24 protein-coding genes and 1 riboswitch are annotated in these 20949 nt (G+C 50.4%); of the genes, 18 read left to right on the forward strand and 6 right to left on the reverse strand.

Features of this window, described 5'->3' with window-relative positions:
* Positions 1-194 precede the first annotated feature (194 nt).
* From GHH_RS02710 to GHH_RS02725, 4 genes are all read left to right on the forward strand, one after another.
* Positions 195-1457, forward strand: a complete 1263-nt coding sequence (locus GHH_RS02710) for a dicarboxylate/amino acid:cation symporter (protein ID WP_015373990.1) — start codon at positions 195-197, stop codon at positions 1455-1457.
* 282 nt (positions 1458-1739) lie between these two features.
* On the forward strand, positions 1740-2567 hold the full coding sequence (locus GHH_RS02715) for an aldo/keto reductase (protein WP_011230066.1): 828 nt from the start codon (positions 1740-1742) through the stop codon (positions 2565-2567).
* Between the two features lie 147 nt (positions 2568-2714).
* Entirely contained in the window at positions 2715-3407 is a 693-nt protein-coding gene (locus GHH_RS02720; RefSeq protein WP_011230067.1) for a zinc metallopeptidase, read from the forward strand.
* Positions 3408-3518: 111 nt separating this feature from the next.
* Positions 3519-4859: a hemolysin family protein gene (locus GHH_RS02725; RefSeq protein WP_015373991.1), complete on the forward strand. Its 1341-nt coding sequence runs from the start codon at positions 3519-3521 to the stop codon at positions 4857-4859.
* 74 nt (positions 4860-4933) lie between these two features.
* Here GHH_RS02725 and GHH_RS02730 read toward each other — a convergent pair whose 3' ends face one another.
* On the reverse strand, positions 4934-5833 hold the full coding sequence (locus tag GHH_RS02730; RefSeq protein ID WP_015373992.1) for an RluA family pseudouridine synthase: 900 nt from the start codon (positions 5831-5833) through the stop codon (positions 4934-4936).
* A 138-nt stretch (positions 5834-5971) separates the two neighbouring features.
* On the opposite strand from GHH_RS02730, the gene GHH_RS02735 reads away from it, so the two are divergent.
* Positions 5972-6370: a YhcU family protein gene (locus GHH_RS02735; RefSeq protein WP_015373993.1), complete on the forward strand. Its 399-nt coding sequence runs from the start codon at positions 5972-5974 to the stop codon at positions 6368-6370.
* 35 nt (positions 6371-6405) lie between these two features.
* Here GHH_RS02735 and GHH_RS02740 read toward each other — a convergent pair whose 3' ends face one another.
* Both GHH_RS02740 and GHH_RS02745 read right to left on the reverse strand, forming a co-directional pair.
* Positions 6406-6882, reverse strand: coding sequence for a thioredoxin family protein (locus GHH_RS02740; protein ID WP_015373994.1), 477 nt, complete (start codon positions 6880-6882; stop codon positions 6406-6408).
* Complete coding sequence (locus GHH_RS02745; RefSeq protein WP_013523012.1) at positions 6879-7316, reverse strand: disulfide oxidoreductase; 438 nt, start codon at positions 7314-7316, stop codon at positions 6879-6881. Before GHH_RS02745 ends, GHH_RS02740 begins: the two co-directional genes overlap by 4 nt.
* 181 nt (positions 7317-7497) lie before the next feature.
* Between GHH_RS02745 and GHH_RS02750 the strand changes: the two genes are divergently transcribed.
* Positions 7498-7944, forward strand: a complete 447-nt coding sequence (locus GHH_RS02750) for a CBS domain-containing protein (protein WP_013146282.1) — start codon at positions 7498-7500, stop codon at positions 7942-7944.
* A 115-nt stretch (positions 7945-8059) separates the two neighbouring features.
* Positions 8060-9817, forward strand: a complete 1758-nt coding sequence (locus GHH_RS02755) for a phospho-sugar mutase (protein ID WP_015373995.1) — start codon at positions 8060-8062, stop codon at positions 9815-9817.
* Positions 9818-9864: 47 nt separating this feature from the next.
* Here GHH_RS02755 and GHH_RS02760 read toward each other — a convergent pair whose 3' ends face one another.
* Complete coding sequence (locus tag GHH_RS02760; RefSeq protein ID WP_013146280.1) at positions 9865-10122, reverse strand: YhdB family protein; 258 nt, start codon at positions 10120-10122, stop codon at positions 9865-9867.
* Between the two features lie 180 nt (positions 10123-10302).
* Between GHH_RS02760 and GHH_RS02765 the strand changes: the two genes are divergently transcribed.
* Positions 10303-10551, forward strand: coding sequence for a hypothetical protein (locus tag GHH_RS02765; protein WP_013146279.1), 249 nt, complete (start codon positions 10303-10305; stop codon positions 10549-10551).
* A 29-nt stretch (positions 10552-10580) separates the two neighbouring features.
* Here the strand turns inward: GHH_RS02765 and GHH_RS02770 are convergent, their stop codons facing one another.
* Entirely contained in the window at positions 10581-11186 is a 606-nt protein-coding gene (locus GHH_RS02770) for a DedA family protein (protein ID WP_011230077.1), read from the reverse strand.
* 159 nt (positions 11187-11345) lie between these two features.
* Between GHH_RS02770 and GHH_RS02775 the strand changes: the two genes are divergently transcribed.
* From GHH_RS02775 to GHH_RS02805, 8 genes are all read left to right on the forward strand, one after another.
* Complete coding sequence (locus GHH_RS02775; RefSeq protein ID WP_013146276.1) at positions 11346-12767, forward strand: SpoVR family protein; 1422 nt, start codon at positions 11346-11348, stop codon at positions 12765-12767.
* Between the two features lie 283 nt (positions 12768-13050).
* A complete protein-coding gene (locus GHH_RS02780; protein ID WP_015373998.1) occupies positions 13051-14397 on the forward strand; it encodes a cytochrome ubiquinol oxidase subunit I in 1347 nt (448 codons plus the stop codon).
* Positions 14394-15422: a cytochrome d ubiquinol oxidase subunit II gene (locus GHH_RS02785; RefSeq protein WP_015373999.1), complete on the forward strand. Its 1029-nt coding sequence runs from the start codon at positions 14394-14396 to the stop codon at positions 15420-15422. The genes GHH_RS02780 and GHH_RS02785 overlap by 4 nt, the downstream gene beginning before the upstream one ends.
* Entirely contained in the window at positions 15422-15523 is a 102-nt protein-coding gene (locus GHH_RS19680; RefSeq protein WP_011230110.1) for a hypothetical protein, read from the forward strand. Before GHH_RS02785 ends, GHH_RS19680 begins: the two co-directional genes overlap by 1 nt.
* 88 nt (positions 15524-15611) lie before the next feature.
* The gene (locus GHH_RS02790) at positions 15612-15902 is read left to right on the forward strand and encodes a hypothetical protein (protein ID WP_015374000.1); all 291 of its coding nucleotides are present in this window, start codon (positions 15612-15614) and stop codon (positions 15900-15902) included.
* Between the two features lie 108 nt (positions 15903-16010).
* A riboswitch (guanidine-I (ykkC/yxkD leader) is annotated at positions 16011-16113 on the forward strand.
* A 58-nt stretch (positions 16114-16171) separates the two neighbouring features.
* On the forward strand, positions 16172-16492 hold the full coding sequence (gene sugE / locus GHH_RS02795) for a quaternary ammonium compound efflux SMR transporter SugE (protein WP_011230112.1): 321 nt from the start codon (positions 16172-16174) through the stop codon (positions 16490-16492).
* 332 nt (positions 16493-16824) lie between these two features.
* A complete protein-coding gene (locus GHH_RS02800; RefSeq protein ID WP_015374001.1) occupies positions 16825-17097 on the forward strand; it encodes a YkvA family protein in 273 nt (90 codons plus the stop codon).
* Positions 17098-17111: 14 nt separating this feature from the next.
* A complete protein-coding gene (locus GHH_RS02805) occupies positions 17112-17804 on the forward strand; it encodes a TerC family protein (RefSeq protein ID WP_015374002.1) in 693 nt (230 codons plus the stop codon).
* A 39-nt stretch (positions 17805-17843) separates the two neighbouring features.
* Here the strand turns inward: GHH_RS02805 and GHH_RS02810 are convergent, their stop codons facing one another.
* A complete protein-coding gene (locus GHH_RS02810; protein ID WP_041470402.1) occupies positions 17844-18293 on the reverse strand; it encodes a hypothetical protein in 450 nt (149 codons plus the stop codon).
* A 301-nt stretch (positions 18294-18594) separates the two neighbouring features.
* Between GHH_RS02810 and GHH_RS02815 the strand changes: the two genes are divergently transcribed.
* Positions 18595-20670 (forward strand): carbon starvation CstA family protein, encoded by a 2076-nt coding sequence (locus tag GHH_RS02815; RefSeq protein WP_015374004.1) that lies wholly within the window; start codon positions 18595-18597, stop codon positions 20668-20670.
* The gene (locus GHH_RS02820) at positions 20663-20866 is read left to right on the forward strand and encodes a YbdD/YjiX family protein (protein WP_015374005.1); all 204 of its coding nucleotides are present in this window, start codon (positions 20663-20665) and stop codon (positions 20864-20866) included. The genes GHH_RS02815 and GHH_RS02820 overlap by 8 nt, the downstream gene beginning before the upstream one ends.
* Positions 20867-20949 lie beyond the last annotated feature (83 nt).

A 20949-nucleotide genomic window follows, 5' to 3' on the forward strand; every position in this document is an offset into this window, starting at 1 on the left:
AAATCCGTGATTTTGGCACATCTTTGTGCAGGAAACCGTATTGCTTGTCAAGTAACATGTTGTGGTGAAGAGCCAAAAAAGGTCAAGACCAAAAAGACCAAAACGACCATTATCACCATAATATTTTGATTTCAACGATTTTTCTTTATGATAATGTTGAAAGCGTTGCCAATATATCGAAAGGAGTGGGAGAAATGCGGAGAAAACTGAAAAACTTGACGGTGCAAGTCATCATCGGCATTATTTTAGGGATCATTGTCGGATTTCTATTTCCAGAATTCGGAGCGAAGTTAAAAGTATTGGCAGACGGATTTATTAAGCTGATTAAAATGGTGATCGCCCCGATCATTTTCTTCACCGTCGTCATCGGAATCGGCAATATGGGCGACTTGAAAAAGGTCGGCCGCATCGGCGGCAAGGCGCTCATTTATTTTGAAATTGTCACGACGTTTGCGTTGGCGATCGGGATTGTCGTCGTCAACCTTGTCAAACCAGGGGTTGGGTTTCATACCGATGCAGTAAAAGGCGGCGACATTTCACAATACACGAAACAAGCGGAAGAAACAAGCCACGGTTTTGTTGACTTCATTTTAAGCATCATTCCCGACAACGTCGTTGCCGCGATGGCGAGCGGCCAACTGCTTCCGGTGCTCTTCTTCGCCGTGTTGTTCGGTTTAGCGGCTGCCGCGCTTGGGGAAAAAGCAAAACCAGTGATTTCCTTGTTTGAACGGCTGGCAGAAATTTTCTTCGGCGTCGTCAACATGGTTATGAAGGTGTCGCCGATCGCCGCGTTCGGCGCGATGGCGTACACGATCGGCACGTTCGGCCTCGGATCGCTCGTGTCGCTCGGTAAACTGATGGGTTCTGTTTACATTACGATGGCGCTTTTCATTTTCGTCGTGCTTGGCGGGATTGCCAAGTTTTATGGGTTTAACATCTTTCAGTTTCTCGCTTATATCAAAGAGGAACTGTTGCTTGTTTTGGGCACGTCTTCGTCTGAATCAGCGCTGCCGCGGCTGATGGAACGTTTGGAAAAATACGGGTGCTCGAAATCGGTTGTTGGTCTTGTCGTTCCGACAGGGTATTCGTTTAACCTAGACGGCACATCGATTTACCTGTCGATGGCAGCCATTTTCATCGCCCAAGCGTACGGCATTGATTTAACCATTTGGCAAGAGCTGACGTTGCTTGGCGTATTAATGCTCACCTCGAAAGGGGCAGCAGGGGTTACCGGTTCGGGATTCATTACGTTGGCAGCGACTTTGGCGGCGTTCCCGATGATTCCGGTCGAAGGCATCGCCTTGTTGCTTGGGGTTGACCGCTTCATGTCGGAAGCGCGGGCGATTACGAATATTATCGGCAATGCTGTAGCGACAGTGGTTGTTTCGAAAATGGAAAACGAGTTTCATCCGAACGAAGCTGAAGTGGAGCGCGCCTCGATGAGCGTGGCCAAATAAGAGTCAGGAGCCGATCTGCAAGTCCAATTGACAGCTTTTCCGTTCGCATGTTTCTGACTGCGTCGGGAAAGGAGCCGCACGCTGCAAATCGCCGAATGGATGAAAGAAGGAATGCAATGACAGCGCGAGGGGAACGTTTCCCCTCGTTTTTGCGTTGATTTTCCCCTAAAGAAAGAACAAGAGGGACGTGGGGAAGTGAGAAAGGAGAGCAAGCATATATTTTGATTTTCTTTCCCTCTTTTCCCATAATGAAACTATAATGACGCTCGAGGAGGAGAGGATATGAACGGCCTGCAAGATTGCGCCACTTTGCATAACGGGGTGAAAATGCCTTGGGTCGGCCTTGGCGTTTATAAAGTCAAAGAAGGGGAGGAAGTAAGAAGCGCGGTGCGCACCGCGCTCGAGATCGGCTACCGCCATGTCGATACAGCCGCTTTTTATGAAAACGAAGAAGGTGTCGGTCGAGCGATCCGCGAATCCGGCATTCCTCGCGAACAAGTGTTCGTGACAACGAAAGTATGGAACACTGATCAAGGGTATGAGACGACGCTGAAGGCGTTTGACAAAAGTTTGAAAAAACTCGGGTTCGATTATGTCGACTTGTATTTGGTCCACTGGCCGGTGAAAGGGAAGTATAAAGAGACGTACAAGGCGCTGGAAAAGTTGTATAAAGACGGTTATGTGCGCGCGATCGGCGTAAGCAATTTCCATATCCACCATTTGCAAGATGTACTGGCGGATTGTGAAATCAAGCCGATGGTCAACCAAGTCGAGTATCACCCGCGCCTGACGCAAAAAGAGTTGCTTACGTTTTGCCGGGAAAACGGCATCCAGCTTGAAGCATGGTCGCCGCTCATGCGCGGGGAAATTTTAAGCGAACCGACGATCATTGACATTGGGCGCAAGTACGGGAAAACGCCGGCGCAGGTGGTGTTGCGCTGGGATTTGCAACACGGCGTTGTGACGATCCCGAAGTCGGTGACGCCGGCGCGGATCAAGGAAAACGCTGATATTTTTGATTTCTCGCTGACCGACGAAGAAATGAAACAGATCGACGCGTTGAACTTGAACAAACGGGTCGGTCCTGACCCAGACAATTTCAATTTTTGATGTCCCCATCAGCCAAATAGCGCCTCGATGCAGGCGCTGTTTTTTTTTGAAACCGGAGCGGGCCGTTTGACGTATGAAAAGGTGAGCAAGTACAATAAATAATAGTATACACATTTGATGAACATTGAAAAAACGGAGGGTGCTGTGATGCTATTCCATCCGATGGATATTTTCATTTTTATCGCCTTCCTGATATCGCTTTGGGCGCAATGGAAGGTATCAAGCAATTTCAATGCCTGGTCTGAAGTTCCAGCCTCATCGGGGTTGACGGGGGCGGAAGTGGCGCGCATGATTTTAGACCGCCACGGGCTGCACCATGTGCCGGTGGAGGTCGTGCCAGGGAGATTGTCCGACCATTATGATCCGATTTCCCGCACGGTCCGTTTGTCGGAGCCGGTCTTTTATGGGCGTTCAATCGCTTCCATTTCCGTTGCCGCCCACGAGGTTGGCCATGCCGTTCAACACCAGCAAGGCTACGCTGCGCTCGTCCTTCGCCACCGGATGTTTCCAATTGTGAACTTCGCTTCGGGCGTTGCGCCGTTGTTGTTGCTCGTTGGATTTGTGCTCCATCAATTTTCGCTGATTGGACTCGGCATTTTGTTTTTCTCGCTGGCGGTGGCCTTCCAAATCATTACCTTGCCGGTGGAGTTTAACGCGAGCGCACGGGCGAAGCGGTTTATGCTGGCTGAAGGGTTGATCGCCCCAAATGAAGCGCGCGGCGTAAACAAAGTGCTTGGCGCGGCGGCGCTGACATACGTCGCGGCAACGTTGATCGCCGTGTTTGAATTGCTGAAATATGTGCTCATTTTCACCCAAGGGAACAATAATGAGGAATCGTAACATATTGGGCCGCCTAAGGCGGCCCAGCGGCATCACCGTCTATCAGCTGCAATGGAAACTTTTATGTGCAGGAGGTGTAACCTGGGCGCTTCATCCGCGCTCGGAGACGAATTGGATATAGCCAGTTTGCTGTTGGTGGCGTTTCTCATCGCTTGCACCGCCTTTTTTGTCGCTTCTGAATTTGCGATCGTCAAGGTGCGCAGCTCGCGCATCGATCAACTTGTCAATGAAGGGAATCGACGGGCGGTCGCGGCGAAAAAAGTGATTTCGAATTTGGACGGCTATTTATCGGCGAACCAGCTCGGCATTACGCTCACCTCGCTTGGCCTTGGCTGGCTGGGGGAGCCGACGGTGGCGCGGATGTTGCTGCCGCTGTTTGAACGCCTCCATCTATCGGAATCTGTCTCCCATTTTTTAGCGTTTATCGTTTCGTTTTCGCTCATCACCTTTTTGCATGTTGTCGTCGGTGAATTAGCGCCGAAGACGTTTGCCATTCATAAGGCGGAAGCGATTACGCTGTTTACGGCTCAGCCGCTCATTTGGTTTTATAAAATCATGTATCCATTCATTTGGACGCTCAACAACTCTGCGCGGCTCGTGACGCGCCTGTTTGGCCTCAAGCCGGTGGCGGAGCATGAAATCGCCCACTCTGAGGAGGAGCTGCGCCTCATTTTATCCGAAAGCTACAAAAGCGGGGAGATCAATCAGTCAGAGTACCGCTATGTCAATAACATTTTTCGTTTTGACGACCGCATCGCGAAAGAAATTATGGTGCCGCGCAAAGAAATTGTGGCGCTCGATATTAACAAAAGCGTCAAGGAAAACTTGGACATCATTCGCGAAGAAAAGTATACGCGCTATCCGGTCATTGACGGCGATAAAGACCATGTGCTTGGACTCATCAACGTGAAAGAGGTGTTTACGGACTTTATTGCCAATCCGTCCAACGAAAAGCAGATGAAAGACTATATCCGCCCGATCATTCAAGTGATTGAATCGATCGCCATTCACGATTTGTTGGTCAAAATGCAAAAAGAACGCATCCATATGGCGATTTTGGTCGATGAATACGGCGGCACGTCTGGACTGGTTACAGTCGAGGACATTTTGGAAGAAATCGTTGGCGAAATCCAAGATGAGTTTGATATTGATGAAACGCCGCTCATTCAAAAAATGGACGATCGATTGATTTTGGATGGCAAAGTGTTGATCAGCGAAGTGAATGACTTGCTTGGGCTGGATATTGACGATGATGACGTCGATACGATCGGCGGCTGGATTTTAACGAAGCATTATGATATCAAACCTGGCGAGAGTGTCGAAATCGATGGCTACTTGTTTACGGTGAAGGAAATGGATGGACATCATGTAAAAACGCTGGAAGTGGCAAAAAAAGAGCCGAACAAAGAGGAGGAGACGGCAGGCGCCGAAGAGGAGGAGTTGCGTTTGTAAGGCAGACGGGGGCGTCTGCCTTTTCTCGTTTCGGCCGATAAATCTCCTCCTCCATTGAAGGACGGTGGAGTAGATCAATTGTAAATGCGCGAAAGGTCGGTGGGAAAATCGCTTGTTGGCGCGAAACAAATGACTTCTTCAGTTGTAAACGGATGGCGGAACGTTAGTTTGGCGGCATGAAGCGCATGGCGATGAAACACTGGCTGGCCGCCATAAAGCACATCGCCGACAAGCGGATGGCCGAGATGGGCCAAATGGACGCGGATTTGGTGCGTCCGTCCGGTCTCGAGAGAAAGCTCGACAAGCGATGCTGACGGGAATGTTTTGATGACGCGATAGTGTGTCACCGCTTTTGCCCCCGTCTTCGAGACGCGCCGGCGCGTCGGATGATGGCGGTCGCGGCCGATTGGCGCGGAAATGGTTCCTGATTTCGGGGACAAACGACCGTGAACAAGGGCGACGTACGTCCGCTTGATGGCACGGTGGGCGAGCATCCGATCGAGCGTCGCACCGGCAAGCGGGTGTTTGGCAAATAAAATCGCTCCCGACGTGTCGCGGTCAAGTCGGTGAATGTGGCGCACTTTTGTTAAAATTGCCTGCGACTGCAAATAAAACGCGACCGCATTGGCGAGCGTGCCGGTTTGCCCCGGTTCGGACGGATGAATGTCGATGCCGGCTTCTTTGTTCAAGACGAGCAGATGGTCGTCCTCCCATAAAATCGAAAGTTCCCGATATTCTGGAACGATGAACGACGGCTCTGGCTCATATGCGTAAAGCTGAAGCCGGTCGCGTTCGTTGAGCACCGTCTTCCAGGGAACAGCCTGGCCGTTCAGTTTGACGCCGTGTTCCATCCGCCAACGGTGGGCGAGCTTTTTCGAGGCGGCCCATACGTCTTTCAGGAGCTGTTCAATCGTCAAACCGCTCCACCAGCTAGGGATGATGCATTCCAGCCAATCGCCTTTTCTTGTCCACAAAGGTTGTCACACTCCCAATTATTTGTTAGCTGTGGAAATACTTTCTACCCCTATCCTTGCGCGAGATATGGTACACTCATAGTATCGTCTTCGTGATGGAGAACGCAAGCATTGCGGCGAGAAAAGGTGGTATGGACGTTGAAAATGATGTATGCGGCGACTCCGGAACAAGAGCATTACATGCAGTATTTGCTCAACTACTTTTATACCGATGTGTTCCCGTATTACTTCGATGATGAACAAATCCGTCAATTTGAGGAATGGGGCATTCTTTCGCTGGACCACGAACATGTGGCATATAATGGGACAATGAAAGAGGCTTTCCAAATCATTTCGGCGCTGCAGTCGCTCATTACCGTCATCGAGCACATCGGAGAGCATGGGGATTTGGAACAGTATGAATGGCTGTTTGTTCGCAATCAAAAGATTTTGGCCCGCCATGGCATCACGTTCCCATTTCGGGCCAAGCAGTTTCTCCATAAGCGGGCGATGCCGTGCAGCATGTATGTTCCCGCTGTGAACCAGTGGGTGATGTAGGGCAAGGGGCTGCGTCTTGTAAAAGGCGCAGCTCCTTATTTTTTTGGCATTGGCAGTGAGGCAAACCATCGGCGAAACGTTTTTTCATCATGGTATCCTTCGATGCGTTTTGCCTCTTTGCCGTTTTCGTAATGGACGATCGTCGGGGTGGCTTCAATATGGTACGCATCCCACCCGTCTTCGAATTCAAGCAAGTTGAACAGCTTTAAATCGATGCCAAGCTCCTTTGCTAGCGGCACGACGATCGGCGTTGTCCGGTGGCAGTGCGGGCATGTCGGGCTGTAAAAGTAAACGGTGAGCGTCTTGCCGTCAGCCAGCTGCTGTTTCAACTCCGCGGGCAAAATAATGTTGCGGTAGTTCGGGTCGTCAAGTTGGGCGACAGTGGCTGGGTTCAGCTCGCTTTTATGGTAAGGGTTGTTGCTTGCGGCTTCTTTTTGTTCGTACATCGTAATAAACGCGATCGCAGCGAACAGGACGACAATGATGCCGCCAAATGCGAGCAGTTTTTTCAACGTTCGCTCTCCTTTCTTTGCTGGCGCATGACGGTCCAACTTAACAAAATAATGATCATAAAGGCAGTGAACGCCAAAAATGGAATGGTGATAAATCCAAGCCAGTTTATATATTGCCCTGTGCACGGAATGCGGCCGCAGCTGATGGCGTATTCTTGAAGCAGCGGAATTTTTTGCAATCCATAATGATACAGAGAAATACCCCCGCCAATCAATGACAGTGTGAAGCTATAGCGAGCTGCCGCAGCGTCTTTGCGCACGATGGCGATTCCTAAAATGATGACTTGCGGATACATAAAAATGCGTTGAAACCAGCACAGGTCGCACGGAATGTACCCAAGCACCTCCGAAAAATAAAGGCTTCCGAGGGTGGCGATGAGCGCGGTCGCCCATGCGGCCAAAAGCAAGTGTTCCGCGCGTTTTTCTTGTTCCATCCTTCTCCCCTTCTTCCGTTGCAGACACCGTTGCCCGATCTTACACTGTTCAGCTCCATTATAAGGGATGGAAAACGGAACGTCCATTCATAACCGGCAAAGGGCAGGAAAGAAAACAACATTTTCTATCTATATCGCTCGACAAACGAGCCATACTAATCGGTGAAAGGGGAGGATCACATTGACGAACAACAGCGGAAACAAAGTGCAGGACATTATGACGAAAAACGTCGCAACGATTTCGCCGAACCAAACGGTGCAAGAAGCAGCGCAAATCATGAGCCAAAAAAATATTGGGGCGCTTCCGGTTGTGGAAAACGGGCAAGTCAAAGGGATGATTACGGACCGCGATATTACGTTGCGCGTCTCGTCCCAAGGAAAAGACCCGTCGACCGTCAAAGTAGCGGAGGTCATGACGAACCAAGTCGTCACCGGTACGCCGAATATGAGCGTACAGGAAGCCGCGAATGTCATGGCCCAACATCAAGTTCGCCGTTTGCCGATCGTGGAAAACAACCAGCTTCAAGGCATTGTCGCTTTAGGCGATATTGCGACGAACAGCGCATCAAACGAAGCGGCTGAACAGGCGTTGACGAGCATTTCCGAACCGTCGCAGCCGCAAGGGTAATGGGGGAAAAGGATGCCCACATTTTTTCCAGGGCATCCTTTTTCTTTTGGCAGGTATATTGTATGATGGGAGCGAATACATAAACAGGGAAAATGAAAATCAAGGGGGAACAGCGATGGAGTGGAGACAAAAATACGAACAATGGCTGCGTGAGCCGCAGCTCGATCCGGAATTGAAGCGGTTGTTGGAACAACGCCGCCATGATGAACGATGGCTGGAGGATTGCTTTTACAAAAATCTCGAATTCGGCACCGGCGGCATGCGCGGCGAGATTGGCCCGGGGACGAACCGAATGAACATGTATACGGTGCGAAAAGCGTCGGAAGGATTGGCGCGATACATACAATCGTTTGGCGATGAGGCGAAGCAACGCGGGGTCGTCATTGCCTATGACTCCCGGCATAAGTCGCCGGAATTTGCGATGGAGGCGGCGAAAACGTTGGCGACGAACGGCATTCAAACATACGTGTTTGATGAATTGCGTCCAACGCCGGAACTGTCGTTTGCTGTTCGCTATTTGCGGGCGTTTGCCGGCATTGTCATCACCGCTAGCCATAATCCGCCCGAATATAACGGCTATAAAGTGTATGGAGAGGACGGGGGACAGCTGCCGCCTGCTGTCGCCGACCAAGTGATCCGCTATGTCAATGAAGTCGAAAATGAGCTCGCCATTCATGTGGAAGATGAGAAAACGTTAAGAGAAAAAGGCCTTATTCGCATCATCGGAAGCGAAGTCGATGATGCTTATATCCATGCGGTCAAAACGATTTCCATCCATCCGGAGCTCGCTCGGGAAACGGCGATCCATATCGTGTTTACGCCGCTTCACGGCACGTCAAACAAACCGGTGCGCCGCGCGCTCGCTGAGCTCGGCTACCAAAACGTCTTTGTCGTCAAAGAGCAGGAGTTGCCGGATCCGAATTTCTCGACGGTCGCCTCGCCCAATCCGGAAGAACACGCGGCCTTCGCCATGGCGATGGAGTTGGGCAAGCAAGTGAACGCTGATCTGTTGATCGCCACCGACCCGGATGCCGACCGGCTGGGCGTGGCGGTGAAAAATGACAAGGGAAACTATGTCGTGCTGACCGGCAATCAAACCGGCGGCTTGTTGCTCCACTATTTGCTGTCGCAACGAAAAGCTCAAGGCACTCTGCCGGAAAATGGTGTTGTCTTAAAAACGATCGTGACGTCTGAATTGGGTCGGGCGATCGCCCAATCGTTTGGTCTTGAGACGGTCGATACGTTGACCGGTTTCAAATTCATCGGTGAAAAAATAAAGGAATACGAGCAAACAGGGCAATATGTGTTCCAGTTCGGATATGAGGAAAGCTATGGGTATTTGATCGGCGATTTTGTCCGTGACAAAGATGCCGTGCAGGCGGCTGTCCTCGCGGCGGAAGTGTGTGCGTTTTATAAAAAGCAAGGGCTATCGTTGTATGAGGCGCTCTTGCAATTGTTTGACCAGTACGGCTATTACCGCGAGGGACAACGATCGCTCACGCTGAAAGGCAAAGAAGGAGCAGAGGCGATTGCCGCGATTTTAGCGTCGTTCCGCCAACAGCCGCCGGTGGAGGCCGCGGGGAAAAAGGTGACGGTGATTGAGGATTACAAAACGAAAGAGCGGACGAACACGTTGACCGGCGAAAAAACGGCCATTAATTTGCCGACATCCAATGTGCTCAAGTATATCTTGGAGGATGGCTCGTGGTTTTGTCTGCGTCCATCAGGGACGGAGCCGAAAATGAAGGCGTACTTCGGCGTCAAAGGGACGTCGCTGGGGGACAGCGAAGAAAGACTAGCGCGCTTAACAGAAGCCGTCATGCAACGCGTAAAGGATGTGCTTAGCACCGTTTCGCCTTCTTATGCGCAATGATCAGCACAATCTGCGGGGAATTGGCATCGGCCAATTCCCCGTTCGTTTTACGAGTAAAACTGCGCGTACTGCTCGACTCCCATTTTTTGTTCGCTCACTTCAAGCGCATGGTCAATATAGCGAAGCAAGGCGTGCAACCGCTCCTGGATGACGGAGTAGTCATGTTCAAAATTATAAGCGTGGAGAAACTTTTCAATTTTTTTCGACAGAATATCATCAGGCGTACGCACCATTAAAATGAGCAAATTGTCCCATTCGGAGCGATGCGTGTAATAGAGCGCCTTATCATAGTCGACGGTGTTCAAGCGGCATGCCTCCTTTATCAAGAAGGAGTCATTGTTAGTGTATGACGGCGGGGCGTTTTGTTGCCCTGTAAATGTTGCGACAGAAGGCAAAATATAAATTATAACCGAAATGAAAACGAAAAAGGAAAAATAAATGTTGCAATTTTGTGACAAGGATAGTATCCTCAAAATAAGGGGATGATGAGAATGAACAAACGGCACGAAGGGCAAGAAATCATCAACATGTGCAAATGGATGGCGTCAGTGGGATTGATTGTCGGAGTTGTACTGTTTTTGCTTAGTTTTATCGCAAGCGCTTACAACAAAGACTATTTCTTGACGATCATCAGTCTCGGCATTATCGGGGCCTCGATGTTTATGTTCGGATTCGGCCTGTTTATGGGTCTGCTGACGGAAACGTACCATCGCGGCCCGCGCGAGAACGTATAGCGCGCATAGAGAATGAAAAACACCGGTGATTACCCCGGTGTTTTTCGCTTTTGCTGGATGTACCAATAGAAGATGGCGAAACCAAGAGCGACCAAAAAGACTGGAAATAAGAATGGACGGTAGGCATGGATGTACTGCTTGACGGCCATCCAGCGGCTTTCAAAATAGGCGCCGATCGTCAAAAAGACAGCGACCCACACCATCGCCCCGCTGTAGGCGAACAAGGCAAACTTTCTCCAACGGTAGGCGTTCATGCCGGCCCAAAAGGCGGCGAGATGCCGAACGCCGGGGATGAAATAGCAAATGAACAATACCGCTGGGCCGAGCTTCGAAAAAAGCGCTTTCGTTTGCTCGAGCCGCTTCTCCGTAAGATGAAGCTTCGGACCAAATTTATGCAAAAACGGCAGCCCGAGCGTAATCCCGAGCATATAGCTGAGCGAGATGCCAATGATGGCTCCAAGCCAGCAGGAAAGAAAAGCGAGCGGATACGAAAACGCCCCCGTTGAAACGCGGTAACCGGCATATGTCAACAGCAGCTCGTCGGGGATCGGCAGCCCGACGATGCCGAGCATCAGCGCAACCATAATGCCGATGTAGCCGAAGTGTTCGATAAGATAATGCAAATAGTGCTGCAAATGACCACCACGCTTTGCCGCGATTTCTTGTATATGACCATTATAAGCCAACGGTCCACAAATGAAAATGGGGCGCTGCGCGTTCATGCCAAACGATGGAACGTATCAAAACGCCGTTTCCCTCATACATTGTGATAAGAGGAAAAAGGGGGGAGATGGATGCGGAAGGGCGAGCTGAAAGAGCTGGAACGGGCCATTGCCGAAATTACCGAAATTGCGGAAGGATTTGGCCTTGATTTTTATCCGATGCGTTATGAAATTTGTCCGGCGGACATTCTTTATACGTTTGGCGCCTACGGAATGCCGACGCGATTTTCCCATTGGAGCTTTGGGAAACAGTTTTACAAAATGAAGCTTCATTATGATTTAGGGTTAAGCAAAATTTACGAGCTCGTCATCAATTCGGACCCTTGCTACGCGTTTTTGCTCGATACGAATACGCTCATCCAAAATAAGCTGATCGTCGCCCATGTGTTGGCTCACAGCGACTTTTTCAAAAACAACGTCCGCTTCAGCAACACGAAGCGCGATATGGTGGAAAGCATGGCGGCGACAGCGGAGCGGATCAAGCATTATGAACATCAATACGGAAAATTGGAAGTGGAAAAATTTTTGGATGCCGTCTTGGCCATTCAGGAGCATATCGATCCCTCGCTCCTGCGGCCGAAGCTGTCATGGACGTGGGAAGATACGGAAGTGTACGAAGAGGAGGAGCCTCCGAAAACATCGACGCCGTACGACGATTTATGGTCGCTTGACGAGCGGAACAAACTGAAAACGCCGCCGCGAAAAAAACGGCGCAAGTTTCCGCCGCAACCGGAAAAAGATGTGCTATTGTTCATTGAAGAATACAGCCGCGAACTGGAGGATTGGCAACGCGACATTTTAACGATGATGCGCGAGGAAATGCTTTATTTTTGGCCGCAGCTGGAGACGAAAATCATGAACGAAGGATGGGCGACGTATTGGCATCAGCGCATTTTGCGCGAGATGGATTTGACGAGCGATGAGGCGATTGAATTTGCGAAACTGAACGCCAACGTCGTGCAACCGTCGCGCACTGGCATCAATCCGTATTATTTAGGACTGAAAATTTTTGAAGACATTGAAGAGCGGTGGAACAACCCGACTGAGGAGATGAAAAAATACGGCGTCAAGCCGGGGTCGGGGAGGGCGAAAATTTTTGAAGTGCGCGAACTCGAATCCGACATTTCGTTTTTGCGCAACTATTTAACGAAAGAGCTCGTTATGCGCGAAGATATGTATTTGTTCCAAAAACAGGGGAAAGAATATAAAATCGTCGACAAAAACTGGGAGCATATCCGCGACCAACTCGTCAGCATGCGGGTCAACGGCGGGTTTCCGTATATCACGGTCAATGACGGCGACTACATGCGCAATGGGGAGCTGTATTTAAAACATTGGTATGAAGGGATCGAACTCGATCTGAAGTATTTGGAAAAAGTATTGCCCTACATTTATCAGTTGTGGGGCCGTCCGGTCCATATGGAGACGGTTGTTGAAGAGAAGCCGATGTTGTTTACGTATGACGGGAAGACGGTGCATCGGAAGTATTTGTGATCACGAACGGCAGGGGCATCCTGCTTTTTTTGTTTGTCACGGCAGATATGTGAAAAATGTCACAAATTATTCGAATTTGCGATGGATAAGAGCGGGAAGTTTATGGGATAATAAACACAACTGGTTTGTGATGTTTATCACAATTATGTCATGTAGGACTTTACGGAGGGGAATGAACGTGTGGAAACGGCAAGAAACGTGGCTCATATGGATTAGTTTTTTGGCGGCGGCCGCCGTGTTCGTTTCGTTGATGGGACGGCTGTTTTCACAGGGGGGATGAAATATGCGCGAGTATGATTCAGTGTGGCTCAGCCGCGTGCTGACAGAGTTGACGCTGACGTTTCACATCATTTACGCCACGATCGGCGTTGGGATTCCGCTTATGATCGCCATTGCCCAGTGGATTGGGATTCGGAAACATGATATGCATTATATTTTGCTTGCCCGTCGTTGGACGCGCGGCTTTGTCATCACGGTGGCGGTCGGGGTTGTGACCGGAACGGCGATCGGCTTGCAGCTGTCGCTTTTATGGCCGAACTTTATGCAGCTGGCTGGCCAAGTGATCAGCTTGCCGCTGTTTATGGAGACGTTCGCCTTCTTTTTTGAAGCCATTTTTCTCGGCATTTATCTGTATACATGGGACCGGTTTGAAAACCAGAAAAAACATTTGCTGTTGCTCATTCCGGTGGCGATCGGCTCTTCGGCTTCGGCCATGTTTATTACGATGGTGAACGCCTTTATGAACACGCCGCAAGGGTTTGAGTTGAAAAACGGCGAGCTTATCAACATCGACCCGATCGCCGCAATGTTCAATCCGGCCATGCCGACAAAAGTCGCCCACGTGCTGGCGACGGCGTATATGACGTCAGCATTCGTGCTTGCTTCGATCGCCGCTTGGCATTTATGGAAAGGCAATCGTCACATTTATCATCGCAAGGCACTTCATTTAATGATGAAAACAGCTTTTATTTTTTCGGTAGCCAGTGCATTGATTGGCGACTTATCGGGCAAATTTTTAGCCGAATACCAGCCAGAAAAGCTGGCGGCCGCTGAATGGCATTTTGAAACGAGCTCCCATGCACCGTTGATCCTGTTCGGCGCGCTCCAAGAAGACGGGGAAGTGAAATATGCCTTGGAAATTCCATATGCCCTTAGCATTTTGGCCCATAACCATCCCGCTGCGGTTGTGACCGGACTGAACGAAGTTCCGGAAGATGAACGCCCACCACTGTACATTCATTACTTATTCGATGTGATGGTCACGATCGGGGTGTTTTTAATGGTTGTCGCAGCCGCGTATTGGCTCGGATCGATTTTCCGCTGGAAGTGGACGGCGAAAAAGTGGTTTTTTGGACTGCTGGTGGCGGGAGGGCCGCTGGCGATGGCTGCGATTGAGGCGGGATGGTACTTAGCGGAAGTCGGGCGGCAGCCGTGGATTTTGCGCGGCTATATGAAAACGGCGGAAGGAGCGACATCGTCGGCGCATGTGGATACGATGCTTGTGTTGTTTTGCCTTTTGTATATGGTGTTAGTAATTGCGAGCGCAACAGTGCTCATCCGTATGTTCCGCCGCAACCCGGTTGAACGGGAGCTGGCAGAGCGGGCCAATAACGGGGAGGTGGCGCCATGACGCTCGAAGTCATTGGCATTTCGGTGTTATGGCTGTTTTTGTTCGGGTACATTATCGTTGCCTCGATTGATTTCGGGGCTGGGTTTTTCAGCGCCTATAGCCATTGGGCAAACAAACAGCATATTTTGCACCGCATCATTCAGCGCTATCTTTCCCCTGTATGGGAAGTGACGAACGTCTTTCTTGTCTTTTTCTTTGTCGGCATTGTCGGCTTTTTTCCGAAAACGGCGTATTATTACGGTTCTATTTTGCTTGTCCCGGCGAGCATCTCCATCATTTTGTTAGCTATTCGCGGCTCGTACTATGCGTTTCATACGTATGGGGGGACGGAACGGAACTGGTATTTAATCGCTTATGGATTGACGGGGTTGTTTATTCCGGCCTCCCTGTCCATCGTGTTGACGATTTCCGAAGGCGGGTTTGTGGAGGCAGGCACCTCAGGCGTTGCGCTGGATTATGGGAAGCTGTTTGCAAGCCCGTTGTCATGGAGCATTGTGCTGCTCAGTGTGACGAGCGTTCTTTACATTTCTGCCGTTTTCTTAACGTACTATGCGGACGAGGCCAAGGATGAACGGGCGCGGGCGCTGTTGCGCCGCTACGCTCTTCTTTGGAGCGGGCCGACGATGTTGTCAGCGCTGCTCATTATTTACCAGCTCCGCTACCATAATCCCGAGCATTACGCCAACCTATGGAATGTGGCGTGGATGCTGGTCATTTCCTTTTTGTTTTTTGTCATTACCGTTTGGCTGCTTTGGCGGCAGCGGCGGTTCGGCTGGGCGTTTATTGCGCTGTTGTTTCAATATGCGTTCGCCTTTTACGCCTATGGCATTTCACATTATCCGTATTTGTTATACCCGTATTTGACGATTTATGACGGGTTTACGAATGAGACGATGGCTATGGCGTTGATCGTCGCGTTTATTGCCGGCCTCCTGTTATTAATTCCGTCACTTTATTTGCTTATGCGCCTCTTTTTGTTTAACAAGGCGTACGTTAAAGGAAAATGGGAAGGGGGAAAAGGATAATGCAAACATTTTTGATCATGTATGCGCCGATGATCATCGTCGCCCTGTCGATCATCGCCGCGTTTTGGGCTGGTTTGAAAGATGTGCACGTAAATGAGTAAACACAATTTCAGCGTCTTGGTAATGCATAGTTTGCCGCCAATCGCTTACACTAGCGGATGACAACGAATCAAGGAAGGGTGGGCGATCATGAAAGAAGTGCTGCAACGTGTAAAAGAACAATTGGAGCAGGCATTTGAAGAGCCGCGTTCGACGAGCCTTGACGGGGCGCTCCATGAGCTTGAACAATTGAAGGCGAGCGCTGGGGAGAAGAAACAAATGATTGAAGACGTCATTCGCGCCGTCGCCCATGCGCGCAATGCACGAATGGAGCTGGCCGAGGCTGGAGATGAATCGGCGACGAACGCCTTCGCTGAGGCGTATCGGGCGCTGGATCAAGCGATTGAATCGTACAGCGATGTTGATAACGATCCGGTATAAAGCAGATGGGAATGTCCCATCTGCTTTCTTGCTATGCCAGCGGCACGATGGTTAAATCAGTAGCCGATTGGCCACAAACATGGTACAATAACAGCGGAAAAAAAGAAGAAAAAGGTTTTCTAGGGTTCCGCGGCTGCTTTGCGGCCGGCCTGCGACCGAGAGAAAACGCGCGGCATCGCCGCGTGCACGGAGGGACAAAAGCCCGGGAGGAGCATCGTTTCGATCGTTCTCGCGGCTTTTTTATTTTCGCTAAAAAGGGAGGACGGGGCATGGCGTGGGTTTATTTAATAGTTGCTGGTTTGTTCGAAGTTGTATGGGCGATCGCGCTGAAATATACGAACGGGTTTGCCCGCTTTTGGCCTTCTGTTGTGACGATTGCGGGGATGGCGGCGAGCTTTTACTTTTTATCACTGGCGATAAAAACGTTGCCGATCGGCACCGCCTATGCGGTGTGGACGGGAATCGGAGCGCTCGGCGCGGCCTTGGTCGGCATGTTGTTTTTAAACGAGCCAGTCAACGCGCCGCGTGTGGCGTTTTTGCTTTGCATTCTTGTCGGAGTCATTGGTTTGAAGTTTACGGCGGGGCAATAAATTGGATTCATTTCTTGTCAAGAAAAAGAGTTGACAACAGGTATAAATATTGAATATCATGAAAATATAAAAACGAATATAGTTTCTTTTGTTAAAGGGGAGTAGCTTTAACAGCAAAGTCGTCAGTTCAGGGCGCATGCCCTCGGCTTTGTTGGCAACGGCGACGTTGTTAGCGAGACCTTTACCGATGTTGGTAAAGGTCTATTTTATTTATGGAGGCCTTTACCAAAGATGGTAAGGGCCTTCTTTCATTTCATGAAACAAAAGGGGGGAAGATAATCGTAAAGGAAGATAGGTTCGGTTTCAAAAGAACAAAAAGTGGAGGGGATGGCATGCGTAAATGGTGGAAACGGCTTCGCTTCATCGTCCATGTCCGGCGTTTTCTACCGTTTTTGTTTGAATTTTTCGTTTCTCATGAAGTGCCAATGCGAAAAAAATTGTTTTCCGTCGGTTTGCTGCTTTTGTATATAGCGCTGCCGCTTGACCTCATTCCGGATTGGCTTGCGTTGTTTGGTTTTATCGATGATTTCGCCGTTCTTATGTTTATTTTGCAACAAGTCATCAAGATGGCGCCGATTTCGCTAAAGGAAAAATATAACTTGTGAAGGGGGATTGTTCCATGGATGTATTGTCAGCAGAGTTTTGGACGGCGTTGCTGTCGATCATCATTATCGATCTTTTGCTGGCAGGGGATAACGCCATCGTAATCGGGTTGGCGGCCCGCAACTTGCCGAAACATCAGCAAAAAAAGGCCGTTGTCTGGGGAACGGTCGGCGCTGTCGTCATCCGGGCGCTGGCAACGATTTTTGTCGTCTGGCTGCTGAAAATCCCAGGGCTTTTGCTTGTCGGCGGCGTGCTGCTTGTCTGGATCGCCTATAAGCTGCTTGTTGAGGGGAAGGGCCATGACGATGTTGAAGCCGGGGGGAGTTTATGGGAGGCGATTCGCACGATCATCATTGCCGATGCGTTGATGGGGCTTGACAACGTATTGGCGGTTGCCGGAGCCGCGCACGGAAGTTTTCTCCTCGTGCTCCTTGGGCTGCTCATTTCTGTGCCGATCATGGTGTGGGGCAGCACGCTCATTTTAAAATGGATCGAGCGCTTCCCAATCATTATTACGATCGGCGCCGGTGTCCTCGCCTGGACGGCGGCGAAAATGATCGTCGATGAGCCGTTTTTAAAGGCGTATTTTGCCAATCCTGTTGTGAAGTATGGATTTGAGTTGCTCGTTGTCGCTGCGGTCATTGCGGTGGGAACGATGAAAAAACGAAAAAGCGCTAAAGAGCCGCAACCGAAAGCCGCCAATGAATAATTGGCGGCTTTTGTGGTGGGGCAATCACCAAGCGGATGGCTATTTCCATTTCAGCAGCAGAAATTGCAGTAGCCATCCAATGGAGAGCCCGGGGATGACAGATAAGATCGGCAGCCAAATCGGTCCAAAAAACACGCCGCCGATCGTCACGTGCGTTGAGTACATCAAGCCGATCGTCACAAAGTAGGCGGAGACGACAAACGGCAAAAACGAGTACGGTGTCCGCCCGCCGCCAGCGTCTTTAAACGCATCCCACATGGAAAAAAAGTATAAACATGGATAAAACATCAGCCATCCGATATCGATGATGCGGGCGGCCTCATCCGTACGTCCCAAAAAGCTGAGGCGGATGGCTTCATTGAAATGAGATTGGGTGTTAATCACAAATTCCAACGCAATAAACAAAATTCCTTTTATATACTTTTTGTTCAACAGTTGCCCGAATCCAGGCAAAGCAATGCTCCATAACAATGCTTCGATCGCCTTCACCTTCTCGAACCCTTTACTGAAATAGTAGTTGATCGTTGTTTTGTCCATTGCGCCGTCAGATGGAGCTGGAGACAATCAATGGGTGTTTCATAGTCAGTTGCTGGTTAAGCCGATGGGTGCAATTACATTTTTTGCGCCAAAGACTTGTTTTATACTTTTGTGAAATAGGAATGGGGAAAAACGTTCCTATAGAACCAAACGATACGTTAGTTGAAGATGAAAAAATATCTTTAAATTTTTCAGAATAATGAATATAATAGTAGCGTAAAGGATTTTGACAAATAAAAAAGGAGGAAGCCGTGTGAAGGGGCTAAAATCGATTTTGTTATGGGGCCTGATTTCCGTCCTCGGGGCCGCAGCGTTTGCCATTTTGGCTTTAAGCCGCGGCGAATCGGTCAACGCCATGTGGCTGATCGTCGCCGCCGTCTGCACGTATGCGGTCGCCTATCGTTTTTACAGCCGGTTTATCGCCCGCAAAGTGTTCGGTCTTGATGATAACCGAAAAACGCCGGCTGAAGTGTTTAACGACGGGAAAGACTATGTCCCGACGAACAAATGGGTGCTGTTCGGGCATCACTTCGCCGCCATCGCCGGTGCCGGACCGCTTGTCGGACCGATTTTGGCTGCGCAGATGGGGTACTTGCCCGGGACGCTTTGGATTGTGATCGGCGTTGTGCTCGGCGGCGCGGTGCAAGACTTTGTCATTTTGTTTGCGTCGATGCGCCGCAATGGGAAGTCGCTTGGCGAAATGATCAAGGAAGAAATGGGACCGGTGACGGGCTTGATCGCAGCGCTTGGCATTTTGGGCATTATGATTATTTTATTGGCCGTATTGGCGCTCGTTGTTGTGAAAGCGCTTATCGGAAGCCCGTGGGGGATGTTTACGATCGCCGCGACGATTCCGATTGCGATTTTGATGGGCATTTACATGCGCTTCATTCGCCCGGGGCGTGTTGCCGAGGCGTCGCTTGGGGGATTTGTGCTGTTGATTTTGTCGATTGTGGCCGGTCAGTACGTCGCAGAGCATCCGACGCTTTCGGCGATGTTTACGCTCAAAGGGGAAACGATCGCGATCTTAATGATCATTTACGGATTTGTCGCTTCGGCGCTGCCGGTATGGCTGCTGCTTGCGCCGCGTGACTATTTGAGCACATTCTTGAAAATCGGCACCATCGTCGGATTGGCGCTTGGCATTTTCGTTGTGATGCCGGATTTGCAAATGCCGGCAGTGACGAAATTTATCGACGGTACAGGACCGGTCTTCGCCGGCAATTTGTTCCCGTTCTTGTTCATCACGATTGCCTGCGGCGCAGTGTCCGGGTTCCACGCGCTCGTTTCATCCGGCACGACGCCGAAGATGATTGAGCTTGAAAGCCATGCGCGGCCGATCGGCTACGGTGCGATGTTGATGGAGTCGTTCGTCGCGGTTATGGCGATGGTGGCGGCTTGCGTCTTGACGCCAGGGGCGTATTTTGCCATCAACAGCCCGGCGGCAGTGATCGGCACGGATGTCGTTCAGGCGGCCAAAGTCGTGTCGTCGTGGGGATTTACGATCACCCCTGACATGCTGACGGAGCTGGCGAAGGACGTCGGCGAGCAAACGGTGTTGTCGCGCACGGGCGGGGCGCCGACGTTGGCGATCGGGATGGCGCACATTTTATCGAGCGCCATCGGCGGCAAGGCGCTCATGGCGTTCTGGTATCACTTTGCCATCCTGTTCGAAGCGCTGTTCATCTTGACGACGATTGACGCTGGCACGCGCGTCGGCCGCTTTATGATCCAAGATATTATGGGGACGTTCTACAAGCCGCTTGGCAAAACGGATTCGCTTGCCTCGAACTTGATCGCCACGACCCTTTGTGTGTTGGCGTGGGGTTACTTCCTGTACCAAGGCGTCGTCGATCCGCTTGGGGGCATCAACACCCTATGGCCGCTGTTTGGCATCGCCAACCAAATGTTGGCGGGCATCGCCTTGTTGTTTGCGACGACCATTCTATTTAAAATGGGCAAAAAGGCTTATGTTTGGGTGACGCTCGTGCCGACGACATGGCTTTTGGTCGTCACGCTGACGGCGGGGTATCAAAAGCTGTTCCATGAAAACGTTAAAATTGGTTTCTTGTCGCATGCGAAAATGTTCCAAGACAGCTTGAGCCAAGGCAAAATTTTGGCGCCGGCCACGAATGAGGCGCAAATGCGGCAAATTATTATGAACGACTACATTGATGCGACATTGTGTGCGATTTTCATGCTCGTTGTGATTGCGATGTTGATCTCGGCGTTGAACATCTGGATCAAAGTGCTGCAAAACAAACATGTGCCGCTCAAAGAAGCGCCGTACGTGCCGCGCGATGGAGAAGGAGCGAAGCATTATGCCTAAATGGCTGCAAACTGTGTTGGCCTATCGCCGGCAGTTTCTTGACTTGCTTGTCGGCGTGCCGAGTTATGAAAAATATGTCGAGCATATGAAAACCCATCATCCGGGTGAGCCGATCAAGTCGCGGAAAGAGTTTTTCTGCGAGGCGCAAGAGGCGCGCTACAATGCCAAGGGCGGCAAAGTGTCGCGTTGCTGCTAGCGGACGAGAAGGAAGGAGGGGCGCGTTCCCTTCTTCCTTTTTTCTTCTTGTTTATCATCGTGGAGAAACATGTTCGATTGGCG

The organism is Geobacillus sp. GHH01, assembly GCF_000336445.1.
In the GTDB taxonomy this organism is placed as follows: Bacteria; Bacillota; Bacilli; order Bacillales; family Anoxybacillaceae; genus Geobacillus; species Geobacillus zalihae.